This window comes from Hyphococcus sp. D3-15 (assembly GCF_055809375.1).
The window spans coordinates 3,389,483-3,410,191 of the sequence record NZ_CM147910.1; the positions used below are offsets into that span (position 1 = coordinate 3,389,483).

17 protein-coding genes are annotated in these 20,709 nt (G+C 58.3%); 12 read left to right on the plus strand and 5 right to left on the minus strand.

From position 1 onward, the window contains the following. Window positions 1–20: 20 nt before the first annotated feature. Together AC0L8G_RS16585 and AC0L8G_RS16590 are read left to right on the plus strand one after the other, a co-directional pair. Entirely contained in the window at window positions 21–2,450 is a 2,430-nt protein-coding gene (locus AC0L8G_RS16585) for a PAS domain-containing hybrid sensor histidine kinase/response regulator (RefSeq protein ID WP_473385270.1), read from the plus strand. A gap of 171 nt (window positions 2,451–2,621) precedes the next feature. Continuing rightward, a complete protein-coding gene (locus tag AC0L8G_RS16590) occupies window positions 2,622–3,302 on the plus strand; it encodes an HAD family hydrolase (protein ID WP_473385271.1) in 681 nt (226 codons plus the stop codon). A gap of 25 nt (window positions 3,303–3,327) precedes the next feature. Here the strand turns inward: AC0L8G_RS16590 and AC0L8G_RS16595 are convergent, their stop codons facing one another. Continuing rightward, a complete protein-coding gene (locus AC0L8G_RS16595; protein WP_473385272.1) occupies window positions 3,328–4,425 on the minus strand; it encodes a hypothetical protein in 1,098 nt (365 codons plus the stop codon). Window positions 4,426–4,748: 323 nt separating this feature from the next. Here AC0L8G_RS16595 and AC0L8G_RS16600 point away from each other — a divergent pair, with 323 nt between their 5' ends. From AC0L8G_RS16600 to AC0L8G_RS16635, 8 genes are all read left to right on the plus strand, one after another. Continuing rightward, a complete protein-coding gene (locus AC0L8G_RS16600; RefSeq protein WP_473385273.1) occupies window positions 4,749–5,606 on the plus strand; it encodes an NTP transferase domain-containing protein in 858 nt (285 codons plus the stop codon). A 72-nt stretch (window positions 5,607–5,678) separates the two neighbouring features. Further along, window positions 5,679–7,166 carry an oligosaccharide flippase family protein gene (locus tag AC0L8G_RS16605; RefSeq protein ID WP_473385274.1) on the plus strand — a complete coding sequence of 496 codons (1,488 nt, stop codon included), beginning with the start codon at window positions 5,679–5,681 and terminating at the stop codon, window positions 7,164–7,166. Window positions 7,167–7,226: 60 nt separating this feature from the next. After that, window positions 7,227–8,354 (plus strand): glycosyltransferase, encoded by a 1,128-nt coding sequence (locus AC0L8G_RS16610; protein WP_473385275.1) that lies wholly within the window; start codon window positions 7,227–7,229, stop codon window positions 8,352–8,354. A gap of 273 nt (window positions 8,355–8,627) precedes the next feature. Then, entirely contained in the window at window positions 8,628–9,596 is a 969-nt protein-coding gene (locus AC0L8G_RS16615) for an HlyD family secretion protein (RefSeq protein ID WP_473385276.1), read from the plus strand. Then, complete coding sequence (locus tag AC0L8G_RS16620; protein WP_473385277.1) at window positions 9,560–9,736, plus strand: hypothetical protein; 177 nt, start codon at window positions 9,560–9,562, stop codon at window positions 9,734–9,736. The genes AC0L8G_RS16615 and AC0L8G_RS16620 overlap by 37 nt, the downstream gene beginning before the upstream one ends. Beyond that, the gene (locus AC0L8G_RS16625; RefSeq protein ID WP_473385278.1) at window positions 9,733–11,328 is read left to right on the plus strand and encodes a DHA2 family efflux MFS transporter permease subunit; all 1,596 of its coding nucleotides are present in this window, start codon (window positions 9,733–9,735) and stop codon (window positions 11,326–11,328) included. Before AC0L8G_RS16620 ends, AC0L8G_RS16625 begins: the two co-directional genes overlap by 4 nt. Beyond that, complete coding sequence (locus AC0L8G_RS16630) at window positions 11,325–11,942, plus strand: TetR/AcrR family transcriptional regulator (protein WP_473385279.1); 618 nt, start codon at window positions 11,325–11,327, stop codon at window positions 11,940–11,942. Before AC0L8G_RS16625 ends, AC0L8G_RS16630 begins: the two co-directional genes overlap by 4 nt. A gap of 110 nt (window positions 11,943–12,052) precedes the next feature. Beyond that, complete coding sequence (locus AC0L8G_RS16635; RefSeq protein WP_473385280.1) at window positions 12,053–13,615, plus strand: hypothetical protein; 1,563 nt, start codon at window positions 12,053–12,055, stop codon at window positions 13,613–13,615. Between the two features lie 28 nt (window positions 13,616–13,643). Here the strand turns inward: AC0L8G_RS16635 and AC0L8G_RS16640 are convergent, their stop codons facing one another. From AC0L8G_RS16640 to parC, 3 genes are all read right to left on the minus strand, one after another. Further along, entirely contained in the window at window positions 13,644–13,823 is a 180-nt protein-coding gene (locus AC0L8G_RS16640; RefSeq protein WP_473385281.1) for a hypothetical protein, read from the minus strand. Window positions 13,824–14,027: 204 nt separating this feature from the next. Continuing rightward, on the minus strand, window positions 14,028–14,636 hold the full coding sequence (locus tag AC0L8G_RS16645; protein WP_473385282.1) for a hypothetical protein: 609 nt from the start codon (window positions 14,634–14,636) through the stop codon (window positions 14,028–14,030). 128 nt (window positions 14,637–14,764) lie between these two features. Next, complete coding sequence (gene parC / locus AC0L8G_RS16650; protein ID WP_473385283.1) at window positions 14,765–17,056, minus strand: DNA topoisomerase IV subunit A; 2,292 nt, start codon at window positions 17,054–17,056, stop codon at window positions 14,765–14,767. 101 nt (window positions 17,057–17,157) lie between these two features. Between parC and AC0L8G_RS16655 the strand changes: the two genes are divergently transcribed. Both AC0L8G_RS16655 and AC0L8G_RS16660 read left to right on the plus strand, forming a co-directional pair. Beyond that, window positions 17,158–17,838, plus strand: a complete 681-nt coding sequence (locus AC0L8G_RS16655; protein WP_473385284.1) for a hypothetical protein — start codon at window positions 17,158–17,160, stop codon at window positions 17,836–17,838. Then, window positions 17,835–18,764, plus strand: coding sequence for a hypothetical protein (locus AC0L8G_RS16660; RefSeq protein ID WP_473385285.1), 930 nt, complete (start codon window positions 17,835–17,837; stop codon window positions 18,762–18,764). The genes AC0L8G_RS16655 and AC0L8G_RS16660 overlap by 4 nt, the downstream gene beginning before the upstream one ends. A 186-nt stretch (window positions 18,765–18,950) precedes the next feature. Here AC0L8G_RS16660 and AC0L8G_RS16665 read toward each other — a convergent pair whose 3' ends face one another. After that, a complete protein-coding gene (locus AC0L8G_RS16665) occupies window positions 18,951–20,639 on the minus strand; it encodes a M28 family metallopeptidase (RefSeq protein WP_473385286.1) in 1,689 nt (562 codons plus the stop codon). Between the last annotated feature and the right edge of the window lie 70 nt (window positions 20,640–20,709).

Sequence of the window (20,709 nt, forward strand, 5' to 3'; positions counted from 1 at the left end):
GAAGAAATCAGGAGGCCCTCATGCAATCAACGAAGACAAAACCAAGAAGAAATGTTGTTGATGGCATGGCCGGCTTTGCGAATTTCCTGCTATCACCTGAAGGGTGTGTGGAAAGCTGGGACGGATTTGCCCAGAATATCTTTGGATACAGCTCCGAAGAAATTATTGGGCGGTATTTCTCGGATTTCTTTCCGCCCGAGGCGCAAAAAGCCAACGAGCCGGCGCGATCCTTAAACGACGCCTTGGAAAAAGGTGAGCACCTGTCTGAAGGGTGGCGCGTCAAAAAAAACGGCTCCCGCGTTTGGGCTACAGTCATCTTGAAAGCCGTTCGCGATGATGATCATAACATCGTCAATATCGCACATATCCTGCGCGACAGAAGTGAGTCAAAAGCCGCTTCCGATGCGTTACTGGAAAGCGAACGCAGTTTCCGCTTGCTGGTGCAAGGCGTCACTGATTACGCAATTTACATGCTCGACACTGATGGACGAGTCGCCAATTGGAATGCCGGCGCCGAACGTGCGAAAGGATATACAGAGGAAGAAATACTCGGCAGGCATTTCTCAACATTCTACAAAAAGGAAGATCGCGACGCCGGGCTGCCGCAACGCGCGCTCAAAGAGGCGCGTGAACAAGGCCGGTTCGAGGCGCAAGGTTTTCGCATCCGAAAAGACGGTTCGGAATTTTGGGCGAATGTGGTGATCGATCCTATTTTTGACGAAGAAAAACTGGTCGGCTACGCAAAAATCACGCGCGATATTTCTCAGCAAAAAGCCGATCAAGACACCCTCAACGCCTTGCTGGTGAAACAAGAGGAAACGCTCGTGCAACTGCAGGCGGCCCTTAAGCAGGCGGAAGCTGCAAATGTCGCAAAATCGGCGTTCCTTGCAAATATGAGCCACGAAATTCGCACGCCCTTAAACGGGGTGCTCGGCATGGCGGATCTTTTATTGGCCAGCGACCTGACAGGCCGGCAGCGCATGTTCGCCGAGACTATTTCAGGGTCAGGCTCGACCTTGCTGACAATTCTCAATGACGTGCTGGATTTTTCGAAGGTCGAATCCAACAATCTCGAACTCGATACCTCTCCCTTTGACCTGCGCGTAGCGATGGAAGACGTCGCCGCCCTGCTCGACGGCTGCGCCCAGAAGAAAAAGCTTGAAATGTTCGTTCATTGCGACCCCGCTCTGCCGCAGCACTTCATCGGCGACGCCGGGCGTATCCGTCAGGTTGTCAGCAATCTTGTTGCAAACGCGATCAAATTCACCGCCGAAGGCTTTGTTCGCATTCGCGTAGGAAACATTCAGAAGGCAGATGGCTCGTCACGCTGTCGCATCGACGTGACCGATACCGGCATAGGCGTGCACGCCGACAATATCGACTCCATCTTCGACGAGTTTACACAAGCTGATGAGACGACCACACGCCATTTCGGCGGCACCGGGCTTGGGCTTGCCATTTCCAAGCGCCTCGTGGAACTGATGGGCGGCGAGATCGGCGTTGATACGGAAGTTGGAAAGGGATCGACATTTTGGGTGGAACTGCCCCTCCCAATCAAGGAGGAATCCCCTTCCCAACGAATTGGAAAGGCGCCGCTGCCCAAAGCGCGCATCCTGATCGTCGACGATGTTGAAGAACATCTGCAGATGCTGGAGGAGCAATGCCGAGCCTGGTCGCTCTACCCCGAAGCGGCGATCAGCGGCGCCGAAGCCATTCAAAAACTCAAACGCGCCGCAGCGGAAGGGGCGCCTTTCGAGGCTGTGCTGCTCGATCACCACATGCCCGAGACTGACGGACTCGCCGTCGCCCGCTTCATTCAAGCCAACCCGGAACTGGCCTGCACGACAATAGTCGTCCTGTCGGCTGGCGATAAAGAATCGATAATTTCTGAGTTCCGCGCAGCGGGCGCAGACGAATTTGTTGTGAAACCCCTGCGAGCGAAAAATCTCTACTGCTCGATCAGAAAAGCATTTCTGCGAACCACTCGAAAAGTCCAGCAACGCCGCGCAGATAGGTTGCGTAAAAGCGCAGAGAACCCGGCGCCTGGCTCACATCGTTCAAGAATTCTCATCGCCGAGGACAATGAGATCAACCGGCTGGTTTTGGAAAGCCTTCTTTCGAACGGTTCGTATGATCTGACTATGGCCGAAGACGGTGAAGCGGCGGTCGCCGAATTTCACAAACATTCCTTCGACTTAATCTTGATGGATTTATCCATGCCCAATCTCGACGGTTTTGGCGCGGTAAAGCAAATTCGCGCCATCGAGGCCGCGAGCAACACGCCGCGCACGCCGATTTTTTGCATTACCGCACATGCTGAAGAGGGGCAGCGTGAAAAAGTATTGGCCGGCGACATGGATGACTTTATGACCAAGCCAATCAACAAGGAATTGCTGCTGGCGAAAATCGCAGCAAGATTGCGCACCGGCCTTGCCAGAAAGGCCGGCTGAGCCCGGCAAGGCCCGGCTAAGCAGGTGATAGCGACCTGGCGTTTTGCGGCCATCCCATACAGCACGCTCCCAGGCTGGCCCCGCAGGTCCTTTCTTCCGAGAAACCTGTTTGCTTTTTCCTGATGTTCGCCATATTGCGCACAACGCAAAGTTCACAGCAGAAAGCCGCCAATGACCAACCGAATTGCCATCTTCGATCTTGATCGCACAATCACAACGTTTGGCACCTTCACCCCCTTTCTCCTCAGCACACAGAAATCACCGCTTGATCGCGCAGCGCTGCTTGGCGGGTTTATTCCGCATCTCGCCGCCTATGGAGTGGGCTCAAGCGACCGTAAAATGCTGAAGGATCGCATGATGGCGAACACGCTGAGCAGCTTCAGCCGCGCCGAAATCGCAGCCTATTCCCAAGCTTTCGTCGAGCGTACAATGATTTCCGGCCTTCGCCCCGGAGCCGTCGAGGCTATTAAAAAACACAAAGGCGCTGGCGACAAACTTGTCATGGCCACCGCAAGCGTCGATTTTTACGCAAGTATTTTTGCTGAGCGTTTGGGCTTTGATCTGTGCATTGCGACGCGCACGACCTTCAATGATCCGCCCTCGGACGCAAACGGAGACGCGCCGCGCATTGTCGGCGCCAATTGCTATGGGCGCAGCAAGCTCGACATGGTTCTCGCAATTCTGGAGGAGACGACCGGCGCACCGAGGGACCAGCAGCATTGGACATTTTACAGCGATCATCATTCCGATTTCGTGTTGCTCCACGAAGCGGATACGCCCGTGGTCGTCACGCCGAAATTGAAAACAAAAACTAAAGCCGCAAGAGAAAATCTGCCGGTCGTCGTCTGGTAAGTGGGATAGGCTCTGCCCGCTACGATCAGACCTTGCTCAACGCGATCGCCGCACGCTGCGCCCCGCCCAGGATAGGCTCGTCAAAGGTGCCTCGAAACGCCCTGACCTGCGCATCGCGAAAACGGTCTTTCTCTTCTGAATAGCGATCGAGCAGCGCATTCAAGCCTTCAACATCAGCAACAACATTGCCCAGTTTCCAATTGGCGTAATTTGGATCATTTTTCCAATCAACGCCGTGACTGTTCAGAAATACGCACATGCGCGGCTCAAAAAGAAACTCATAAATCTGACTGGAAACATCTCCCAGATAGGCGTCCGCCGCATGTAAATAGCTCATGTCGATGCTGTTGATCGAACCGGTGTCGATGTGAATATTGGGAAGGTTGCGATAGCGATGAGGTATGTTCTTACGCCATTCGATCGCGGAAAGATTTCCGGTCATATGCAGTTTTCGCGTAAACAGCATGATATGCGGCGCGACGATGAGATTGAAGTCGGGCCGGTTCGCGAACGCCTCTATCACTTGCTCGCCATGCTTGTACCAGGAGGAGAGGCTTGGGTCGAAATGCGGATTGTAAACAAAAGTCGGATTGTCGTTGTCAAAAATACGTGATGCGCGTTTCGCCGAGTGATCCACAAGATCGAATTTGGGGTATCCGACGACGCTGTATTTTCCTTCCTGGATTACCTGCTCCCTTAACATTCGGTCACGTTGGTTCGCGCCAGGCACGAAAACGTGATCGAAAAGACGAATGCTCTGTTTGAAGCCCGCCGCCCTATCGCCGCACCCATGCTGGGTCCACACGATTTTCACGTCCTTGACGCCAAAGTGACTGCGCAACAACAAACAGGTCATCTCCGGCGACGCGATGACATCAAGCTGCTCCAATTGTTTTCGAATGGAATAGAGCGCGCCAATGCGCTGCAGCGGGATCGCCTTGCCGATCATCGCCTCGAGGCCCCGGGCTATTTTCGGCGGTTGCAGAACAATAAGCTCGACCTGCCGGAGCACTTTTTCGGAAACCAGAGCCCGCAGCAATCTGGCGTTTTCATCGCCCATCACAAATGCTTGAATTTTGCGATAAGCCCGCAATTCCGTCAGCGCCTCCAGAATCGGCGCCAAATGCGGAATCTGGTGGGGTTGCTCATGCAGAAACAAAAATCCGATGGACCGGTTTGCGGTCTCCGCCGCCCTCCCAACCCTAGGGGGAGATAGGTCCTCAGGAGCGTCTAATGCGTGTATTTCAGCCATATCGTTTTCATTCTATTCAAGCCAAAAGATGTGGCCTAAACTGCGCACATAAGGGACGCCGCCGATGCGCGATTCGCAATACCGGCGTTCCCTATTCGCGTAACCCTTGGGCGTAAAGGCGAAAACCCCGCCAAGCCGCCCGTTGAACTGAACTATCATAGCACACACTCCCGTCCAGCATCAGGAAACGCTACATGCCCACCGCCACCAAGGCGAATCACTCCTGCGAGCGCTATAGCGCTATCATTCTCGCCGGAAAACGGCCCGGCGTGGATCCAGTCGCAGCCGCCCATGGCGAAATATACAAGGCGATGGTGCCAGTATGCGGCGCGCCGATGGTGACCCATGTCGCAGCGGCCCTTTGCCAGTCCAACCGTATCAGCGATATTATTATCGTCGCCGGCGAGGGATTAAGTGATGTGCGTCAAATTGACGGGCTTTGGGACGCCTGCAACGGCAAACCCGTTACTGAATGCGGCGCGAAAGAAACGCTGAGCGAGAGCGTGCTCGGCGCCATCGCCAGCCGGCCGGACAGCGAACGCTTCCTGGTGACGACGTCCGATCATCCGCTCCTTACCCCCGCCATGGTCGATGACTTCCTGAGTGCAGCCGACGCCGAGCAAGGCATTGCCATCGCATTTGTTGAGCGGCAGACAATTGAACGCAGGCATCCGGGCATGCAGAGAACCTATTTGCCGTTTCGCGGAGCGAAAATTTCCGGCGCTAATTTATTTGCCTTCAATGGCAAGCAAGGGCTGCATGCCATTGAATTTTTCAGGCACATTGAGCGCAATCGCAAATCGCCGCTGAAAATGGTCTCTACATTCGGTCTGGTCAATCTGATCGGATTTCTGCTGAGGGCTTTTACGCCTGAGCAAGCATTTCAACGAGTCTCGAAACTCTTGAAGTGCACGGTTCGGCCGGTTCTCCTGGGTCACGCCAATGCGGCAGTCGATGTAGACAAGGTCTCGGACCTTGAAACCGTCAACACCATTTTTGCGTCGGAAAAATCCGTTGGCGCGGCGCCTCAAGGGCAGTTTGACCACGCTTAATGGCGCAATCTTCCACGCATATTATTCCCGCCCGCCACCGCCAGACCTTTTCGCAACATGAGAAGCAAGTCGATGTCGGCAGATAATCCGGGCGCGATGAACCGAGACCGGCGCGACCTCGCAAAAGGCGCGCGGCAAATCCTCTCCGGATTCGGCGTGCGCATCCTCGCCCGCATTCTTCTGATCGTCTTTGTCGCCAAACTTTTCGGCGCGTCCGTTTTTGGCCGCTTGGGCGAGACGGTGGCGATTATCGAACTCGCAGCGGCCTTTGCGAGTTTTGGACTGACAAAGACATTGCTTGGCGAAATGGCGCGCGATGAGGCGGCGGGCGGCGCCACCAAGACCCGCCTTGTCGAAGCGATCATGCTGGGAAGCGCGGTATCCGCTTTCATCGCCGGGTTTATCTGGCTGTTATGGCCCCTCCTCTTTCCGACCGACGCTGCGCCGCGCGTCGCCGTCATCGGCATCCCGCTGATCGCCCTGACGGATATCGCCCTGACCGCAACCCGGCATCATCGCACCGTCGCCTGGGACACAATCGTCAAAGCTGCGATAAAGCCCTGGAGTTTTTTGGCGCTGGCATTGCTATTCTACTGGCTGGTTTCAGCCAATGCATTCGACTGGCTGATCGACGGATCGACGGCACACGCCATGCCCCACGCGCTGATCGGCGCCTATCTCGGATCGCTTGTCCTTTCCGCCCTCGTCGCATTTTTCGTCACCGCCAGAAAATTCAACGGGCCCACACTTCGCCAGCCCGCCTTCGCCGAGATTGCGGGCTTGGCGCGCCGCAGCTTCCCGATCGCCATTAACGAAACCGGCGTCTTCGCCTTCCGGCGTATCGACATTATTTTGCTGGGCGTTGTCGCCGGCCCCGCGGCGACTGGCATCTACTATCTGGCGCAACAGATCGGCACGGTAGTCGAGAAAGTACGCTACCTGTTCGAGCCGATGCTCGCGCCGATCATCGCCCAGAGCGCGTCGCTCGATGTGATCGGCGCACATTTGAAGCGCCTATGCCTGTTCGTTTTCACGGTGCAGCTTGGCTTGCTGGTCATCGCAATTCTCAATGGCGATGGATTGCTGGCCTGGTTCGGACCGGGATTCGCCGCCGGCGCCGGCGTCCTTGCGTTGATACTGCTTGGCGAGCTGTTTGACGGCAGTTTCGGGTTGAGTGAGCTGCCATTGGTGTTCCGCCATCCAAAATGGCCCCCAAGGGCTGTGCTGATCGCACTGACCGCGGAATGCGCATTAGTACTGGCGCTGGCGCAGGCATTCGGCGCGGCGGGCGCAGCAGCGGGATTCGCCGCCGCCATGGCCCTGCTGGCGGGCATTAGGCTGCTGCTTGTCTGGAAGGAATATAAATTCCAGGTGCTCACCAGCACCTATTTATGGGTTTTAACTGGCGCGCTGGCGGGCGCCGTCCCCGCATTCGCCATCATCAAATTCGGGCCCGACAATGCGGCGGCCTACCTCGTCGCCAGTCTGGTTTTTGCCTGCATCTATGGCGGAATAGGGTTCGTTTTGTTGCGTGAACGCGGCCCTTCCTCTACGCAGTGACGTCGCGCCGGCCCACCAGCAAGCGCGCTGATGTAAATTCCGTTCAGCTGAGTCAGATGAATGTCCTCAGATAAATCCGCCAAAAGAATTGTCCTCACACAACATATGTTTGGGCTTGGCGGCATAGACCGGGTCGGCTGCCTGCTCGCAAACGGTTTCGCCGAAGCGAATTTCGAGGTCGATCTGCTGGTGTTCTGCAAAGGCGGACCGGCTGAGGATGCATTGCTGCCAATTCTGGATCGCCGTGTCCGCGTGACCTATCTCGGCGAGCGGTCAAATTCGCGATTGCTTGACCTCATCAGGCTGACGCCAAAATGGATCGGCTGGCTAAAGCAAAACAAGCCTGACGCAGCCCTTTCCACCTGCAACAATATGAATTGGGTTACGGCTTTCGGCGTGAATGCTGCGAAAGGCGCAAACACAAAGCTCATCTTAAAAACCACCAACCCAATTATCCGCAAGCGCGACAAGGGTTTGTATGCACGCATTCGAAAATATTTTTATCGCCGGGCCTTTGAGTATGCTGACAAAGTACTCGCGCTTTCCGATGCGGAGACCCGGCTGTTACATCAGCAATTCCCTTCAGCGGCTGGCAATATCGAAACCGTCATTAACCCCTATGTCACGCCGGAAATGCTCAACCCCGAAACAACGCATGATGCCGGAGACGGCCGTAAGACCATTCTTGGCGTCGGGCGCTTCGAACCCCAGAAACGCATGGGACTGCTGATCAACGCATTTGCGCTCATGGATGATCCGGATATCAGGCTGGTCATTCTCGGGGATGGGCCTGAGCGCGAGGAATGCGAAGCTTTGGTTCGTGAACTCAAGATCAGCGACCGGGTGCATATGCCGGGCTTTGTACCCGACGTCGCCTCCTGGCTTAGTACGGCGAATATTTTCGTACTGGCATCTGTTTATGAGGGGCTGCCGGCGGTCGTTTTAGAAGCCCTTGCCTGTAATTGTCCTGTTTTGTCGACAGACTGTTTTCCCGCCGCCCGCGAATTGCTGGAACATGCAGAACATTGCGCGCTGATAGAAAGCGACGACGCCTCCGCCTTGGCCGCGCTTATGCGCGAGCATGTTCACTTGAAACGGCCGAATAGCCTGCGCTCCATTGCAGAAAAATACACAGTCGAGAATGGCGTGCGCAGCCATGTGGACCATGTTCGCGCCCTGATTGGCTGAGCCTTCGAGCATCACCGCAATTCGCCCCACCCCTAAGAAATCGCCCAAACCGAAAGGCGGCGCGGTGCGAAGGCGGGCGCGGGAGAGACCGCCCGCAGGCGCCGCCAGGAGCCCAAAAGAGCTAATTCCCACACAGAAACAGCGACCTACAGGTACCCGCCGCCGCGTCAGATTGCGCGCATGCGCCGATCAAAAAATACTGGCGCTCGCAACCCATTTTTCATACTACTCAGTCCAGTATGAGATTACAGACGGGATATTGAGCCGGTTCACATGCGAAAAATCATCCTCGCATCATTTGTCGGGTTGCTGGCGATCGCCTCGCTTTACGCGGGCGGGCGCTGGGCGATGCACGGCCGTTTCCTGCAGGAAACCGACAACGCTTATGTGAAGGCGGACGCGGTCACCATTTCTGCAAAGCTCGCAAACCGCGTGGCGCGTGTCGCCGTCGGCGAAAACGCCTATGTGCGCGCCGGCGACCCGCTGGTCTATCTTGACGACGCTGACTATGTCGCAGCGCGCAAACAGGCGGAAGCTGAAGTTGCGGCGCGTCGCGCCGCCTTCGAAGCGATACGCCAACAGATTGCGTTGTCGGATGCAAACATTGCTGACGCGGCGGCGGCGGTGAAATCGGCGGAAGCCACGCTGACCTTGCAGCAGCTTGACCGCAAACGGACAGTCGAGCTCACCGATCAAAATATCGCGGCGCGCCAAACTCTCGATCAGGCCAATGCAGGCGTCAAAAACTGGAGCGGCAAACTTGAAAGCGCGGCCGCGTCGCTAAACGCCGCAAAAGCAGCGGCGCAGATTACACTCGCCCAGACCGACGAAGCGAAAGCGGCGCTGGAAAAGGCGCTGGCCCTTGCGGAGACGGCGCGCCTGCATGAGCAGAATACGGTCATTCGCGCCCCGCGTGACGGTGTCGTTGGCAATCTTGCCGCGCGCGAAGGTCAGTTCGTCACCCCCGGCCAAAGGCTGATGTCGCTGGTGCCGCAGCAAGATCTTTACGTCATTGCGAATTTCAAAGAAACGCAAATCCGTCGTATCAAACCCGGCGCAAGGGTGAAACTCGAACTTGACGCCTATCCCGGCGAAGAGGTCATCGGCGAGGTCGAAAATTTCTCTCCGGCAAGCGGATCGGAGTTCAGCCTCCTCCCCCGGAAAACGCCACCGGCAATTTCGTCAAGATCGTGCAGCGCATTCCCGTGCGCATCCGCATCGTCGAAGTCCCGGAAGGCGTGACAATCCTGCCTGGACTGTCCGTTACCGCTTCAGTGGATACGCGCACCGGCGATCATGATGCGCCGGTGTTTTCGCCGCGCCATGTGGAGCAAGGCACGCCAATCTCCGTCGCGCCGCAAGAAACGAAAGACGCGGGATGACCACCGCGGGCGTCATGCCGGCGAAGGGCGACGCCTTGTCTTTCGCCGACCCGGCAAATGTCAGCATCGGCAAGCTCGCCATCTTCGCCGCCATGGCGGCCGGCATGTTCATGTCGATCCTCGACATCCAGATTGTCGCCGCCTCCCTGCCGCAAATTCAGGCCGGCCTCGCCGCCAGCCCCGAAGAAGTAAGCTGGATTCAGACCTCTTATCTGATCGCCGAAGTGATCATGATCCCGATCTCCGGCTATCTGTCCCGGGCGCTGTCCACACGGATTATTTTCGTCGTCTCGGCAGGCGGCTTCACCCTCGCCAGCTTTGGCTGCGGCATGGCGTGGAATATGGAATCGCTGATTGTCATGCGCGCGATCCAGGGATTTCTCGGTGGCGCAATGATACCCGTCGTGTTCGCCGTGTCCTTCTCGGCATTTCCGCGCAGCTATGCAGGCCCCCTATCGGCGACCACCGGCCTGATCGTCACCCTCGCCCCGACAATCGGCCCGACGCTGGGCGGTTACATTTCCGAGCACCTCTCCTGGCACTGGTTGTTTTTCGTCAATCTCATTCCCGGCGCATTGATCACCATCGTCGCCTGGCTTTACGCGGATTTCGACAAGCCGGATCTCTCCCTGCTAAAGAGGTTCGATTTCGGCGCATTCATTTTAATGGCCGCATCGCTCGGGCTGGCCGAATACATCCTTGAAGAAGCGCCCGGCGAGGACTGGTTTGAAAGCCGCGCCATTTTGATCATGACGGTCATTGCGGTCGCCGCCGGCGCCGCCTTTTTCTATCGATCTCTGCGAAGCACGAACCCCATCGTCGATCTCACCGCCTATCGCAATGTGAATTTCTGCGCCGGCAGTCTTATCGCCTTTGTCATGGGCATCGCGCTTTTTGGTCTGGTCTATCTCCTGCCGCTGTTCCTGGCGCGGGTGCGGGGCTTCAATTCTCTTCAGGTCGGAGAAACGCTATTCGTCACCGGCGCCGCGATGTTTTTCGCCGCGCCAATCGCAGGCATCCTTTCGCGCAAAATCGATCCGCGCCTGATCGCCGCGGCCGGCCTGATCATGGTCACAATAAGTTCCTACTCCATGTCGAAGCTGACATCGGAATGGGGATTTCAGCAATTATTCTGGCCGCAGGTTGCACGCGGTGTCGGCATTATATGGGTCATGTCGGCAGTCAATGTCATCGCCCTTGGAACGCTGCCGCCGGAGAAACTGAAAGGCGCCAGCGGGCTCTACAATCTTATGCGTAATCTCGGCGGCGCGATGGGCCTGGCGATCATCAACACCATCCTGACGGACCGAACCACATTCCATATGCAGCGCCTCGCCGACACGCTCGATCCGAGCCGGCCCATCGTCGCCGAAAAGCTCGCCGGGTTCACGGCAATGATGCAGGAGCGCGGCATGGCTGACCCGGAAAACGCCGCGCTCGCGATGATGAAACATCTCGTCGAAAGGGAGGCCTCAACGCTTGCCTTTAGCGACACGATCCGCATCATCATGTTTGCTTGCGCTCTGACCATGCTGACATTACTGCTGGCGCGCGCGCCGCAAAAGCAATTGGCGGCAGGAGGACACGAATGACAGCGGCGGTGAAACGCGGACGCCGGCCCGATCCGGCAAAAGACAAGGCGATCCTCGACGCCGCCAGCGCACAATTTATCGAGCATGGCTATACGGTGTCGATAGACGATATAGCCGCGCTGGCCGGTGTTTCGAAACAAACCGTCTATTCGCGTTTCGCCAGCAAGGAAGAGCTCTTCGAGGCCGCCGTCCGCGCGGGCGCGGACCAGTTGTTCGGCGCGGTGTTCAACGCCAGCCGTCAGGCGTCGCTCACAGACGCCCTGAGTGAACTTGGATTGCGCTATCAGGAAATCGTGCTCGATCCGCGCCGCGTTTCCATGCAGCGCCTGCTGATCGCACAAGCGCAACAATTTCCCGACCTCGCCCGGCGGTTTTTCGAAAGCGGTCCCGGCTATGTGCATAGTCTGCTGGCGGAATATCTGGAAAGCGAGAAAATTAAAGGGCGTCTCGCAATCGACGACACGGCCGAGGCGGCACAGCAATTTCTCGGCCTTGTAAAAGGTTCTGATCAGCTCGCTGCATTGATGGGATTGGAAGACGCCAGCGCCGATAAATTGCGCCGGAAAAAAGTGCAGCGCGCGGTCGAGGCTTTCCTGAAGATCTATCAGGCATAGCGCCAATTGCTGGCGGAAAGCGGCTTGTTTTAAACAAATCCAACGCAATTGTTTCACAGAGCGTTTGATCATTGCCGATAGCTATCCTGCCATTGCAGCAGGGGCGTTCAGTGACCATACGCGCCGATATCGACCAACAGGACATTTTGAACGTGCAGCGTGACGTGCAGAAGCGCGTCACGCGCGCGCGCGTCAGTTTGGCGGCGACCATTACGCTATTGGCGGCCATATGCCTCGCCGCCGCGTTCGCCGGTTTTGCCGCCTTTTCAGCGATCCGGCGCGCCAATTCTGGCCCGCTCGGCGAAACGCTGATGACGCTCGCGCAAGCCCCTACACCGGATTTCACTAAGCTTGTCGCCGCTATCGTCATCGTCGCTTTATGCGGCGGCGTATCGTTTGGCGTCTACAAAGCGCGCCGCGCCCTTGCCAAGGCGAAGCGGCACGAGCGCCTCAAAACCGGCGTGACGCTCGGGCGTTTCGACTTCCATTTCACGGAAGCCTATCTTGTCATCAAGGGCCCGCATGCAACGAAAAAAGTCGCCTGGTCCGCAATTGACCGGATTGAGTACGCCAGATCGAATTTGATCTTCTGGAAATATGACGGGAGTTTCGAATTCCTGCCGAAAAACACGATCAAACAAAAAGACTTGCTCGACCTTCTCCTGAAGCATCACGGCGCGGCCATAAAAAGCAATCTCTCTTTCGATGAGGCGGTGCACGCTACGCCGCTGAGCATTTGCTATGAGCGCACCCCGGAAGATCTCAAAGAATACCGCGCGCATTACCACCGCCAGCGCGAAGGCATGCTGAGCGCGCTGCGTGCATTCTCGCAATGGCGCCCCTGGCCGGCGTTCTTGTTTATCGCTTTCCTGGCTGTCGCCGCCATCGCCCTCTACACGGCGTTTCGCACATATGACCTCATTGCGACGGCGATCGGCTTTGCATTTGCGCTTGCCGCCATCGCCATCTTCGTGACGAATGCGCGCTTTTTCCGTGGTCCGGCGTTTCCGTTCCGCAAGTCGCGAAACTGGCCCTTCGCTCAATCAGAGCTGACGGCGGTGACGCTGTCCAAAAGCGGCGTCTTCATCAAGCGTAACGGGTCAACGGAAGTCATCGAATGGCACGGCGTGCAAAGCTTCCTCGAATGCCGCCTGACCGCCTATCTCGTCATTATGCCGAACAATGTCATCGCCCTGCCCAAGCGGGTTTTCTTAAATAGCGAGCACTACAGGGCTTATTCGAGCTTCGCCAAAGCCCGGCTTTCAGAGGCGACGCGCGCCCGCGCAGATCACAAACAACAAAGGCTGATGAACAGCCTTGGCGGCAAACAGCCGGTGCAAGCGCAGCCGGCAAAGCCCGCCGCCGCCCCGAAAACCGGCAGCGCCCCGGCATCGCAAACGGCGCCCCAAGCGGCGCCGCATCCGCCGGTGAAGCAACCGACGGTTAAACTGACCCCGACGGCGAAAACCCGGCCGGCGGCCGCGCCTGCCGCAAAAACGAAACCTGCAGCTGCGCCTTCCGCGCCAGCGCGCAAAGCTCCGCAAAAACAGGCGCCCGCAGCAAAGGCGAACACCGCTGAGCGTCATCCTGCGGCAGCAAAGCCCGCGCAGCCAAAGCCCAAGCAAGCGCCGCCGCTTGCGGCCAAGCCGCGCCCGCAAGCAGCCAACAGCTAACGCGCCGTCATCGACTTATCGCGCGCGCCTAGGATGCTTCCTGAGCGCCCGGCGCGGATACAATCCCATCCGGCGCAGGCGTTTCTGACGAAGCCGGAAAGGCTTTCTGCGGGTCCGGGATCCAGTGATGCGCCACGGCATATTCCGCGAACACCATGCCGGCGACCACAGCGACCGCCAATATGGCGACGGTTCTATTGCTTGCCATCTTTTTCTCCTTGGGGCGCCGCGATCATGATCGTCGCGGCTCATCACGCAGGCATCTGCGCAAGAACGAGATTCCGCGCGCGCCGGTGATTTTCCAAGGGGAATTTTGACGCAGGTTCAACTTCGAACGAATGCGTCAAAGAATAAGCATAATCGTTTCTACGGAAACTTTTTTCTGCTTCCGCAGCATTTCACGCCGCCAGCGCTAAGCGCCGTCGAGCGGCAGGTTCATTGCCGCGACCACATTGGAGAACTGACTGGAGAACTGAACCCGGGAGGTCAGCAAATGCGGCTGGTCGCGCAGCACTTTGCAAGTGTCGTAGCTGCCGCCGCCGCCAACACCGCTCGGATTGACCAGCTGCGCCTTGACGCTGGATTTCAGCCGCCCTTTTGCGCGGTTCCAGACATCCTCCCGGGTCAGGCCCCGCGATTCCAGAACCTTGTCCGCCTGTCTTTCCAGCAACCGGTTCTGCGACCGATAGAGTTTGCGCAAACCGTCCATCTCGAAATTCATTTCGCTGCAATAATCCGGCACCGCACGCCCAACCATAAAGGCGTAGCCGAGGTAGAACTGCGTCGCGAGCCATTGTTTTTTCGCCGGATCGCTTTCATTCATCAGCGCGTGGCCGATCATCCGTTTCGCATATTGAAGCTGCGCTTCATTTTTCGGCAGGTTCGGATATGCCTTTTTAGCGTCGCGCTGCATGCTCCAATAGTTGATCGATGCGCTCATTGATTGCGCAGAACCGTTCTGATCACACGCGCTGGCAAACAACATTGCAGCGGCGCTGGCGAGCGTTCCGAGAATTTTCATGGCGTTTCCCCCGGCATGTTTTTACGCCGCAAGGATACGCCCGGATATTTTCGGTTTGCTGTGGGCCTTTGTTAAAACCCCACAGGCGTGGTTAAGGCATCGGCAAGATATCCGGCGCGTATGCGAGACTAGGCCCCGAATTTCTTCGAGGTCGGGAAACCTTTCGGCGCGATGCGGCCAGCCTGGGCGCGCTTGCCGAGATAGGATTTCCAGTCATCGACCGTCTGTGTGCGTCCTGACCGGTCCGTCCAGGTCAGGCCTTCCTTGCGCGAGAAAATCTTCGCGTCTGACAGGCCGCCATCATGATATTTCTGCAGGACGACGCCCTTGCCGCGAGTCATTTCCGGCAGTTCCGATCCCTCAAAGACCAGGAACTTTTTGTTCTCGCCGACCACCGCAAGCATGTCGTCTTTCTTGATGTCCGCAGGTGCGGCGCGGCACACCACCGCCTCCGCCCCGGTGGCGACATTCAGCACCTGCTTGCCTTTGCGGGTGTTGGACAGACATTCATCTTCCGGCGCGATGAAACCGTGCCCGGATGAGGAAGCGACGAGAAATTTACGGCCGCCCTGATACAAAAACGCCGAAACGATGGCGTCGTCATTACCCATATCGACCATCAGGCGTATCGGCTCGCCATGGCCGCGCCCGCCGGGAAGCCCCGCCACATCGAGCGCGTAGAATTTTCCGTTGGTGGCGAACAGCATCAGCTTGTCGGTCGTCTGGGCGTGCACGATGAATTGTTCGCGGTCGCCCTCTTTATATTTGATCGACTTGGCGTCTTCCACATGGCCTTTCATCGTCCGCACCCATCCTTTTTCGGACAGGACGATGGTGACAGGCTCTTTCTCCACGAGGATGTCGAGATCGATATCTTCAATCTCCGGCGCGCCGGCGATATCGGTGCGGCGCTTGCCAAGGTCGGATTTCGGATCGAAGAGTTTTTTGACTTCCCGCAGCTCGTCAGCGATTTTCGCCCATTGCTTTTCGTCGGATTTGAGCAGCGCCTTCAATGCCTTTTGTTCGTCGAGCAAGTCCTTGTGCTCGGTCTTGATCTCCATTTCCTCAAGCTTGCGCAAACTGCGCAGACGCATATTAAGGATCGCCTCGGTCTGCATCTCCGTGAGTTTGAAGGTCTTCATCAATTCCGCTTTGGGATCGCCCTCATAGCGGATGATGCGGATCACCTCGTCGAGATTGAGATAGGCGATCAAAAAGCCGTCGAGAATTTCAAGCCGCCTGGCGATCTTGTCGAGGCGGAACGCCGTGCGCCGCTTCAACACGTCCTTGCGGTGATCGAGATAGGACTGCAACACTTCGCGCAGGCCCATGACGCGCGGGCTGCCATCGGCGCCAAGCACGTTCATGTTGAGCGAGAAGCGCGATTCAAGATCGGTCGCCTTGAACAGCGATTCCATCAGCGCCGCCGGCTCGATATTGCCGGATTTCGGCTCAAGGATCAGGCGAATGTCCTCGGCGCTTTCATCGCGAATATCCGCCAAAGCGGGAAGTTTTTTCGCCTGCATCATCTCGGCGATCTTTTCGATCAGCTTCGACTTCTGCACCTGATAGGGAATTTCGGTGACGACGATCTGATATTTGCCGCGCCCGAGATCTTCCGTTTCCCAGCGCGCGCGCAAACGGAACCCGCCGCGCCCCGTCGCATAGGCTTCTTCCATCGACGCCGCATCCTCGATGCACACGCCGCCGGTCGGGAAATCCGGTCCCTTCACATATTTCAGCAGCGTTTCCGTGCGCGCATTCGGCGTTTTGATCAGATGCAGCGACGCATCAATCAGTTCGGCCACATTATGCGGCGGGATCGATGTCGCCATGCCAACCGCGATGCCGCTGGCGCCATTCGCCAACAGATTCGGATAGGCGGCGGGCAGAACCGTCGGCTCCTTGCCTTCGCCATCATAGGTGTCGCGGAAATCGACCGTGTCTTCATCAATGCCGTCGAGCAGCAATTGCGCCGCCTCGGTCAGGCGGCTTTCGGTGTAGCGCATGGCGGCGGCGTTATCGCCGTCAATATTGCCGAAGTTCCCCTGCCCGTCGATCAGCGGCACGCGGACCGAAAAATCCTGCACAAGCCGGACCATGGCGTCATAGATCGCCTGGTCCCCATGGGGGTGAAAGTTACCCATCACCTCGCCCACGACTTTCGCAGACTTTTTGAAGCTGCCCGTCGGATTCAGCTTCATCTGGCGCATGGCGTAGAGAATGCGCCGGTGCACCGGCTTCAGCCCGTCGCGCACATCGGGCAGCGCCCGCGAGGTGATCGTCGACAGCGCATAAGCGAGATAGCGCTGGGAAAGCGCTTCATCGAACGGCTCGAGGAAAATCTCCTCTGGCCGGGGCGGTTTCGGCGGGCCGCCTTTTCTGGAAGACGGGGCGGATTTGGTTTTCGAACGTTTCATGGGCCTGTCTCTAGCAGAGTCTTCGCTTCCCGCCAGCCTTTCCGTCGCCCAGCCGCAGGGCGAGGTTTTCCCCAGCGGCGCATTCGGCTATTCCGCTTGTCATGCTTGCTGTCCTCGCCGACATCTTCGCCTTTCCGCTCTCTGTCCTGGCGCTCGCAGGCGGGGCGCTGCGCTTTTCGGCGGCGGCCTTCGCCCGTGCGGCGACATCCGGCGAGGCGCAGACCGCCGCGCTCATCATCGCCTTCCTCGCCGGCGTTTCCGAAATGCTCGGCCAGTCGGTCATTCTCGTCATCAACCGCGTCGCGCTGTATCGGTTTCTCGCGAGCCTCGCCTTTACCGGGCTGACCTATGTCATCACGGCGCTCGCCTGGTCCCTGTCCGCAATAGCCGTCGCGCCGCTGACCCGGCTTGGCGTGTTGACGCCGAATGAAATCGCCGGCGTGGTCGGCGTCGTTTCCCTCGCCTTCGCCCCGCGGCTGTTCGGCGTGTTCGCCATCGCGCCTTATTTCGGCCTGGCGCTCGGGCATTTTCTGGAAGCCTCCGCCATGGTGCTCGCGGTGTTCGGCCTGCATGTGGGCTTCGGCCTGCCCTTGTGGGCCGCGTTGTTTTGCGGCGGCGCCGGTTGGGCCGTGTCCTATGGAGTGCGCAGTTATCTCGGTCACTTGCTCGCCAAACCTCTCGCCCGTGTCCGGGTGCTGGTATCCGGCTCGCCGCTGGAACGCACGCCGCAGCAAATCATTGACGATCTCGCGCGCCGGTTGCGGCTGGATGGTGATCTATGATTTCCGATGTGCTGCTCGCGGCGTTGGGCCTTGGCGTTGTCACGCTGTTGCTGACCGCCGCCTTGTCGCCGCTCGAAACCCTGAGCTGGTGGGCAGGCTGGACCGAAGAGGAACTCGGCGCCGCGCCGCCACCCGTCAGTAAATCCGGCGGCGGGGCGCGGCATTACATTGTCTATCTCTCGGGCATCGGATCGATTTCCGGACGCTATTTGCTGCCGCGTGAAAAAGCGTTCCTGCGCGCCTTGCGCCAGCGCGTGCCCGGCGCGGTCATCGTCTCCGATGTCTTCCCCTATTCGCCGCAAGGTCTGCCCCTGCTCGCCGCGCCGCGCCTGTTCGACCAGCTCTGGCGACGGGTTCAGGCGCTGCGGGTCTCCGGCGCGCCGTCCATCCTCGCGGCGCTGATCAAGGCCCGCAATGTCTTCCAGGTGATGGTCTCCGCCGACCACCGCTACGGGCCGATTTTCAATCAGGGCGCGGCCGGCGTGATCGAGGCGGCGCTTGTGAAAGAAGGCTATCGGCGCGATTCCGGCGCTGCGATCACGATCATCGGCTATTCCGGCGGCGCACAGGTCGCGACTGGCGCCGCGCCCTTTCTGAGAGCGCGGCTGAAAGCGCCGATCGACGTCATTTCGCTTGGCGGCGTCATGGCGTCCGACCCCGGCCTCGCCTATCTGCGCGCGTTTCATCATATTTACGGCGCCCGCGACAAAGTTGAACGGGTTGGCGCGCTGATGTTTCCCGATCGCTGGGCCGCCGCCGCCTATTCCGAATGGAACGCCGGCAAACGCGACGGGCGCATCACCCTGCACAAGCTGCCGCGCATGACGCATACGGGCGTCAATGGATATTTCGGCCGCGTGCCGATAGATGGCGTCGCCAATGTGGAGCGCACATTGGAAAAAGTCTCGGCGCTGATAAAGGCGTAGTGATTTTTGCATCGGGCGCTCCTTTCTTCTGCCAGCAAGGAAGAAAAGGCATCATACGCCCGCTGCGAAACCCGGGGATAACTACGCACCAAATGCGGGTTTCGTAAAAGAATTCATCACATAGGATGTAAAATTCGCGGGCGCGATCAACCTATTGGTGCGCGCCCGCGAAAGAACAGAACAGGGCTATTCGCCGGCGCGCTGCGCATCGCGCAAGGCGCGGAACTCATTGCCCTCATACCAGTTCGGCCAGTCATCGGAATACGCCATGGCGGCGCCGACCTCTTCGAGAATTTCAAGCGTGTTCATCATGCCGCGCATATCCCAGTCCGGCGAATATTCGTCCGCCGGCTTGTGATAGCGGTTCAGCGTGTAGTCTTCGCCAAAGGCGCGGCCCGCTTCTTCGCCGCCATCCACATAATCAATACCCGCATCAGCGTAGAGCATCGGCACGCCTTTTTTGGCGAGCGAAATATGGTCGGAGCGGTAGAAATATCCCTTTTCCGGCTCCGCATCAGGACGCAGATACATATCGCGCTTGTCGGCTGCTTGCTTCAGCAGGTCTTCAAGCTGCGATGCGCCATAGCCGACCACGATCAAATCCTTTGACGGGGGCGCCGGCAGGATGGCGTCGATATTCACGCCGCCGACAATCTGCGCAAACGGGACCAGCGGGTCTTCGCCAAAATAGGCAGACCCCAGCAAGCCGGATTCTTCCGCCGTCACCGCAACGAACATGATCGAGCGTTTCGGCTTTGGCGTCGATTTCATGAAAGACTCGGCGATGGAGATGATCCCCGCCGTGCCGGTGGCGTTGTCGACCGCGCCGTTCCAGATCGTATCGCCATTTTCGTCGGGCGCGCCAACACCATTATGATCCCAATGGGCCATATAGAGCACATATTCATCCGGATGATCCGTTCCCGGAAGAATACCGGCGACATTCGCTGAATTGCTGCGGCGGATGGTGTTTTTGAGCGTTCCCGACGCTTTCAACCCGCTCATGGGAATAGCGGTGAAGCCGCGCTCCTGGGCGGCGGCGGTAAGCTCGGCGAAATCCAGACCGGCTTTTGCGAACAGGTCTTGCGCGACCGCTTCCTGCACCCAGCCTTCGAGCGCGATCCGCCCGGCCCCGCCATCGGGACGCTCAAGATCGAGCTGCGCGCCGGACCAGCTGCCCTCAACAACGCCCCAGCCATAGGCGGCGGGCGCGGTCTGGTGAATGATCAGCGCAGCAGCGGCGCCCTGACGCGCGGCTTCTTCAAATTTATAGGTCCAGCGGCCGTAATAGGTCATGGAGCGGCCATTGAAGAGTTCGGGATCTTCGGTCGCATAGCCCGGATCATTGACCAGCATGACCACCGTCTTGCCGGTCACATCAACGCCGGCATAATCGTCCCAGCCATATTCCGGCGCGACGACCCCATAGCCGACAAAAACCAGATCGCTGTCGGTGAAGGAAATGTCTTCCTCGACGCGCTTAGTCCAATACACCGTCTGCGAACCAAGCTCGAGCTTGTCGCCATTGATCGACAGGCTGGACGCCGCAGGATCGACTTTCAGCTCAACCAGCGGCACCGGCTGTTCGTAGGATGCGCCATTGCCGGGCTTCAGGCCGATCTCTTTCATCTGATCGACCAGCCAGGCGCGCGTCTTGGCGCCGCCTGCGGTCGCGGGCGCGCGGCCCTCAAACTCGTCGGAGGCGAGCGTAGCGATGCGCGCGCGCAAATCCGCTTCGTTGATCGGCGCGAGCTGAAGCGCGTCACTCTGAGCAGTCGTCTCCGAAGCATCAGCAGGCGCCTCGCCCTTTGGCGCGCAGGCGACGGCGGACAGCATAATAAGCGCCGCAAATGCGGCGGAAGAACGGTAAATCATGTGGAACACCCTCTGGCAGGAATCATTGGGAGGGATTTTGCCCCTCGCCGCGGCTGGCGTCAAACACGCC

Coding starts and splice junctions, on each gene's coding strand:
- AC0L8G_RS16625 (WP_473385278.1), top strand. CDS start 9,733: ATGACCACCGCGGGCGTCATGCCGGCGAAGGGCGACGCCTTGTCTTTC.
- AC0L8G_RS16630 (WP_473385279.1), top strand. CDS start 11,325: ATGACAGCGGCGGTGAAACGCGGACGCCGGCCCGATCCGGCAAAAGAC.
- AC0L8G_RS16645 (WP_473385282.1), bottom strand. CDS start 14,636: ATGAAAATTCTCGGAACGCTCGCCAGCGCCGCTGCAATGTTGTTTGCC.
- AC0L8G_RS16590 (WP_473385271.1), top strand. CDS start 2,622: ATGACCAACCGAATTGCCATCTTCGATCTTGATCGCACAATCACAACG.
- AC0L8G_RS16605 (WP_473385274.1), top strand. CDS start 5,679: ATGTCGGCAGATAATCCGGGCGCGATGAACCGAGACCGGCGCGACCTC.
- AC0L8G_RS16610 (WP_473385275.1), top strand. CDS start 7,227: ATGTCCTCAGATAAATCCGCCAAAAGAATTGTCCTCACACAACATATG.
- AC0L8G_RS16655 (WP_473385284.1), top strand. CDS start 17,158: ATGCTTGCTGTCCTCGCCGACATCTTCGCCTTTCCGCTCTCTGTCCTG.
- AC0L8G_RS16665 (WP_473385286.1), bottom strand. CDS start 20,639: ATGATTTACCGTTCTTCCGCCGCATTTGCGGCGCTTATTATGCTGTCC.
- AC0L8G_RS16585 (WP_473385270.1), top strand. CDS start 21: ATGCAATCAACGAAGACAAAACCAAGAAGAAATGTTGTTGATGGCATG.
- AC0L8G_RS16615 (WP_473385276.1), top strand. CDS start 8,628: ATGCGAAAAATCATCCTCGCATCATTTGTCGGGTTGCTGGCGATCGCC.
- parC (WP_473385283.1), bottom strand. CDS start 17,056: ATGAAACGTTCGAAAACCAAATCCGCCCCGTCTTCCAGAAAAGGCGGC.
- AC0L8G_RS16660 (WP_473385285.1), top strand. CDS start 17,835: ATGATTTCCGATGTGCTGCTCGCGGCGTTGGGCCTTGGCGTTGTCACG.
- AC0L8G_RS16640 (WP_473385281.1), bottom strand. CDS start 13,823: ATGGCAAGCAATAGAACCGTCGCCATATTGGCGGTCGCTGTGGTCGCC.
- AC0L8G_RS16600 (WP_473385273.1), top strand. CDS start 4,749: ATGCCCACCGCCACCAAGGCGAATCACTCCTGCGAGCGCTATAGCGCT.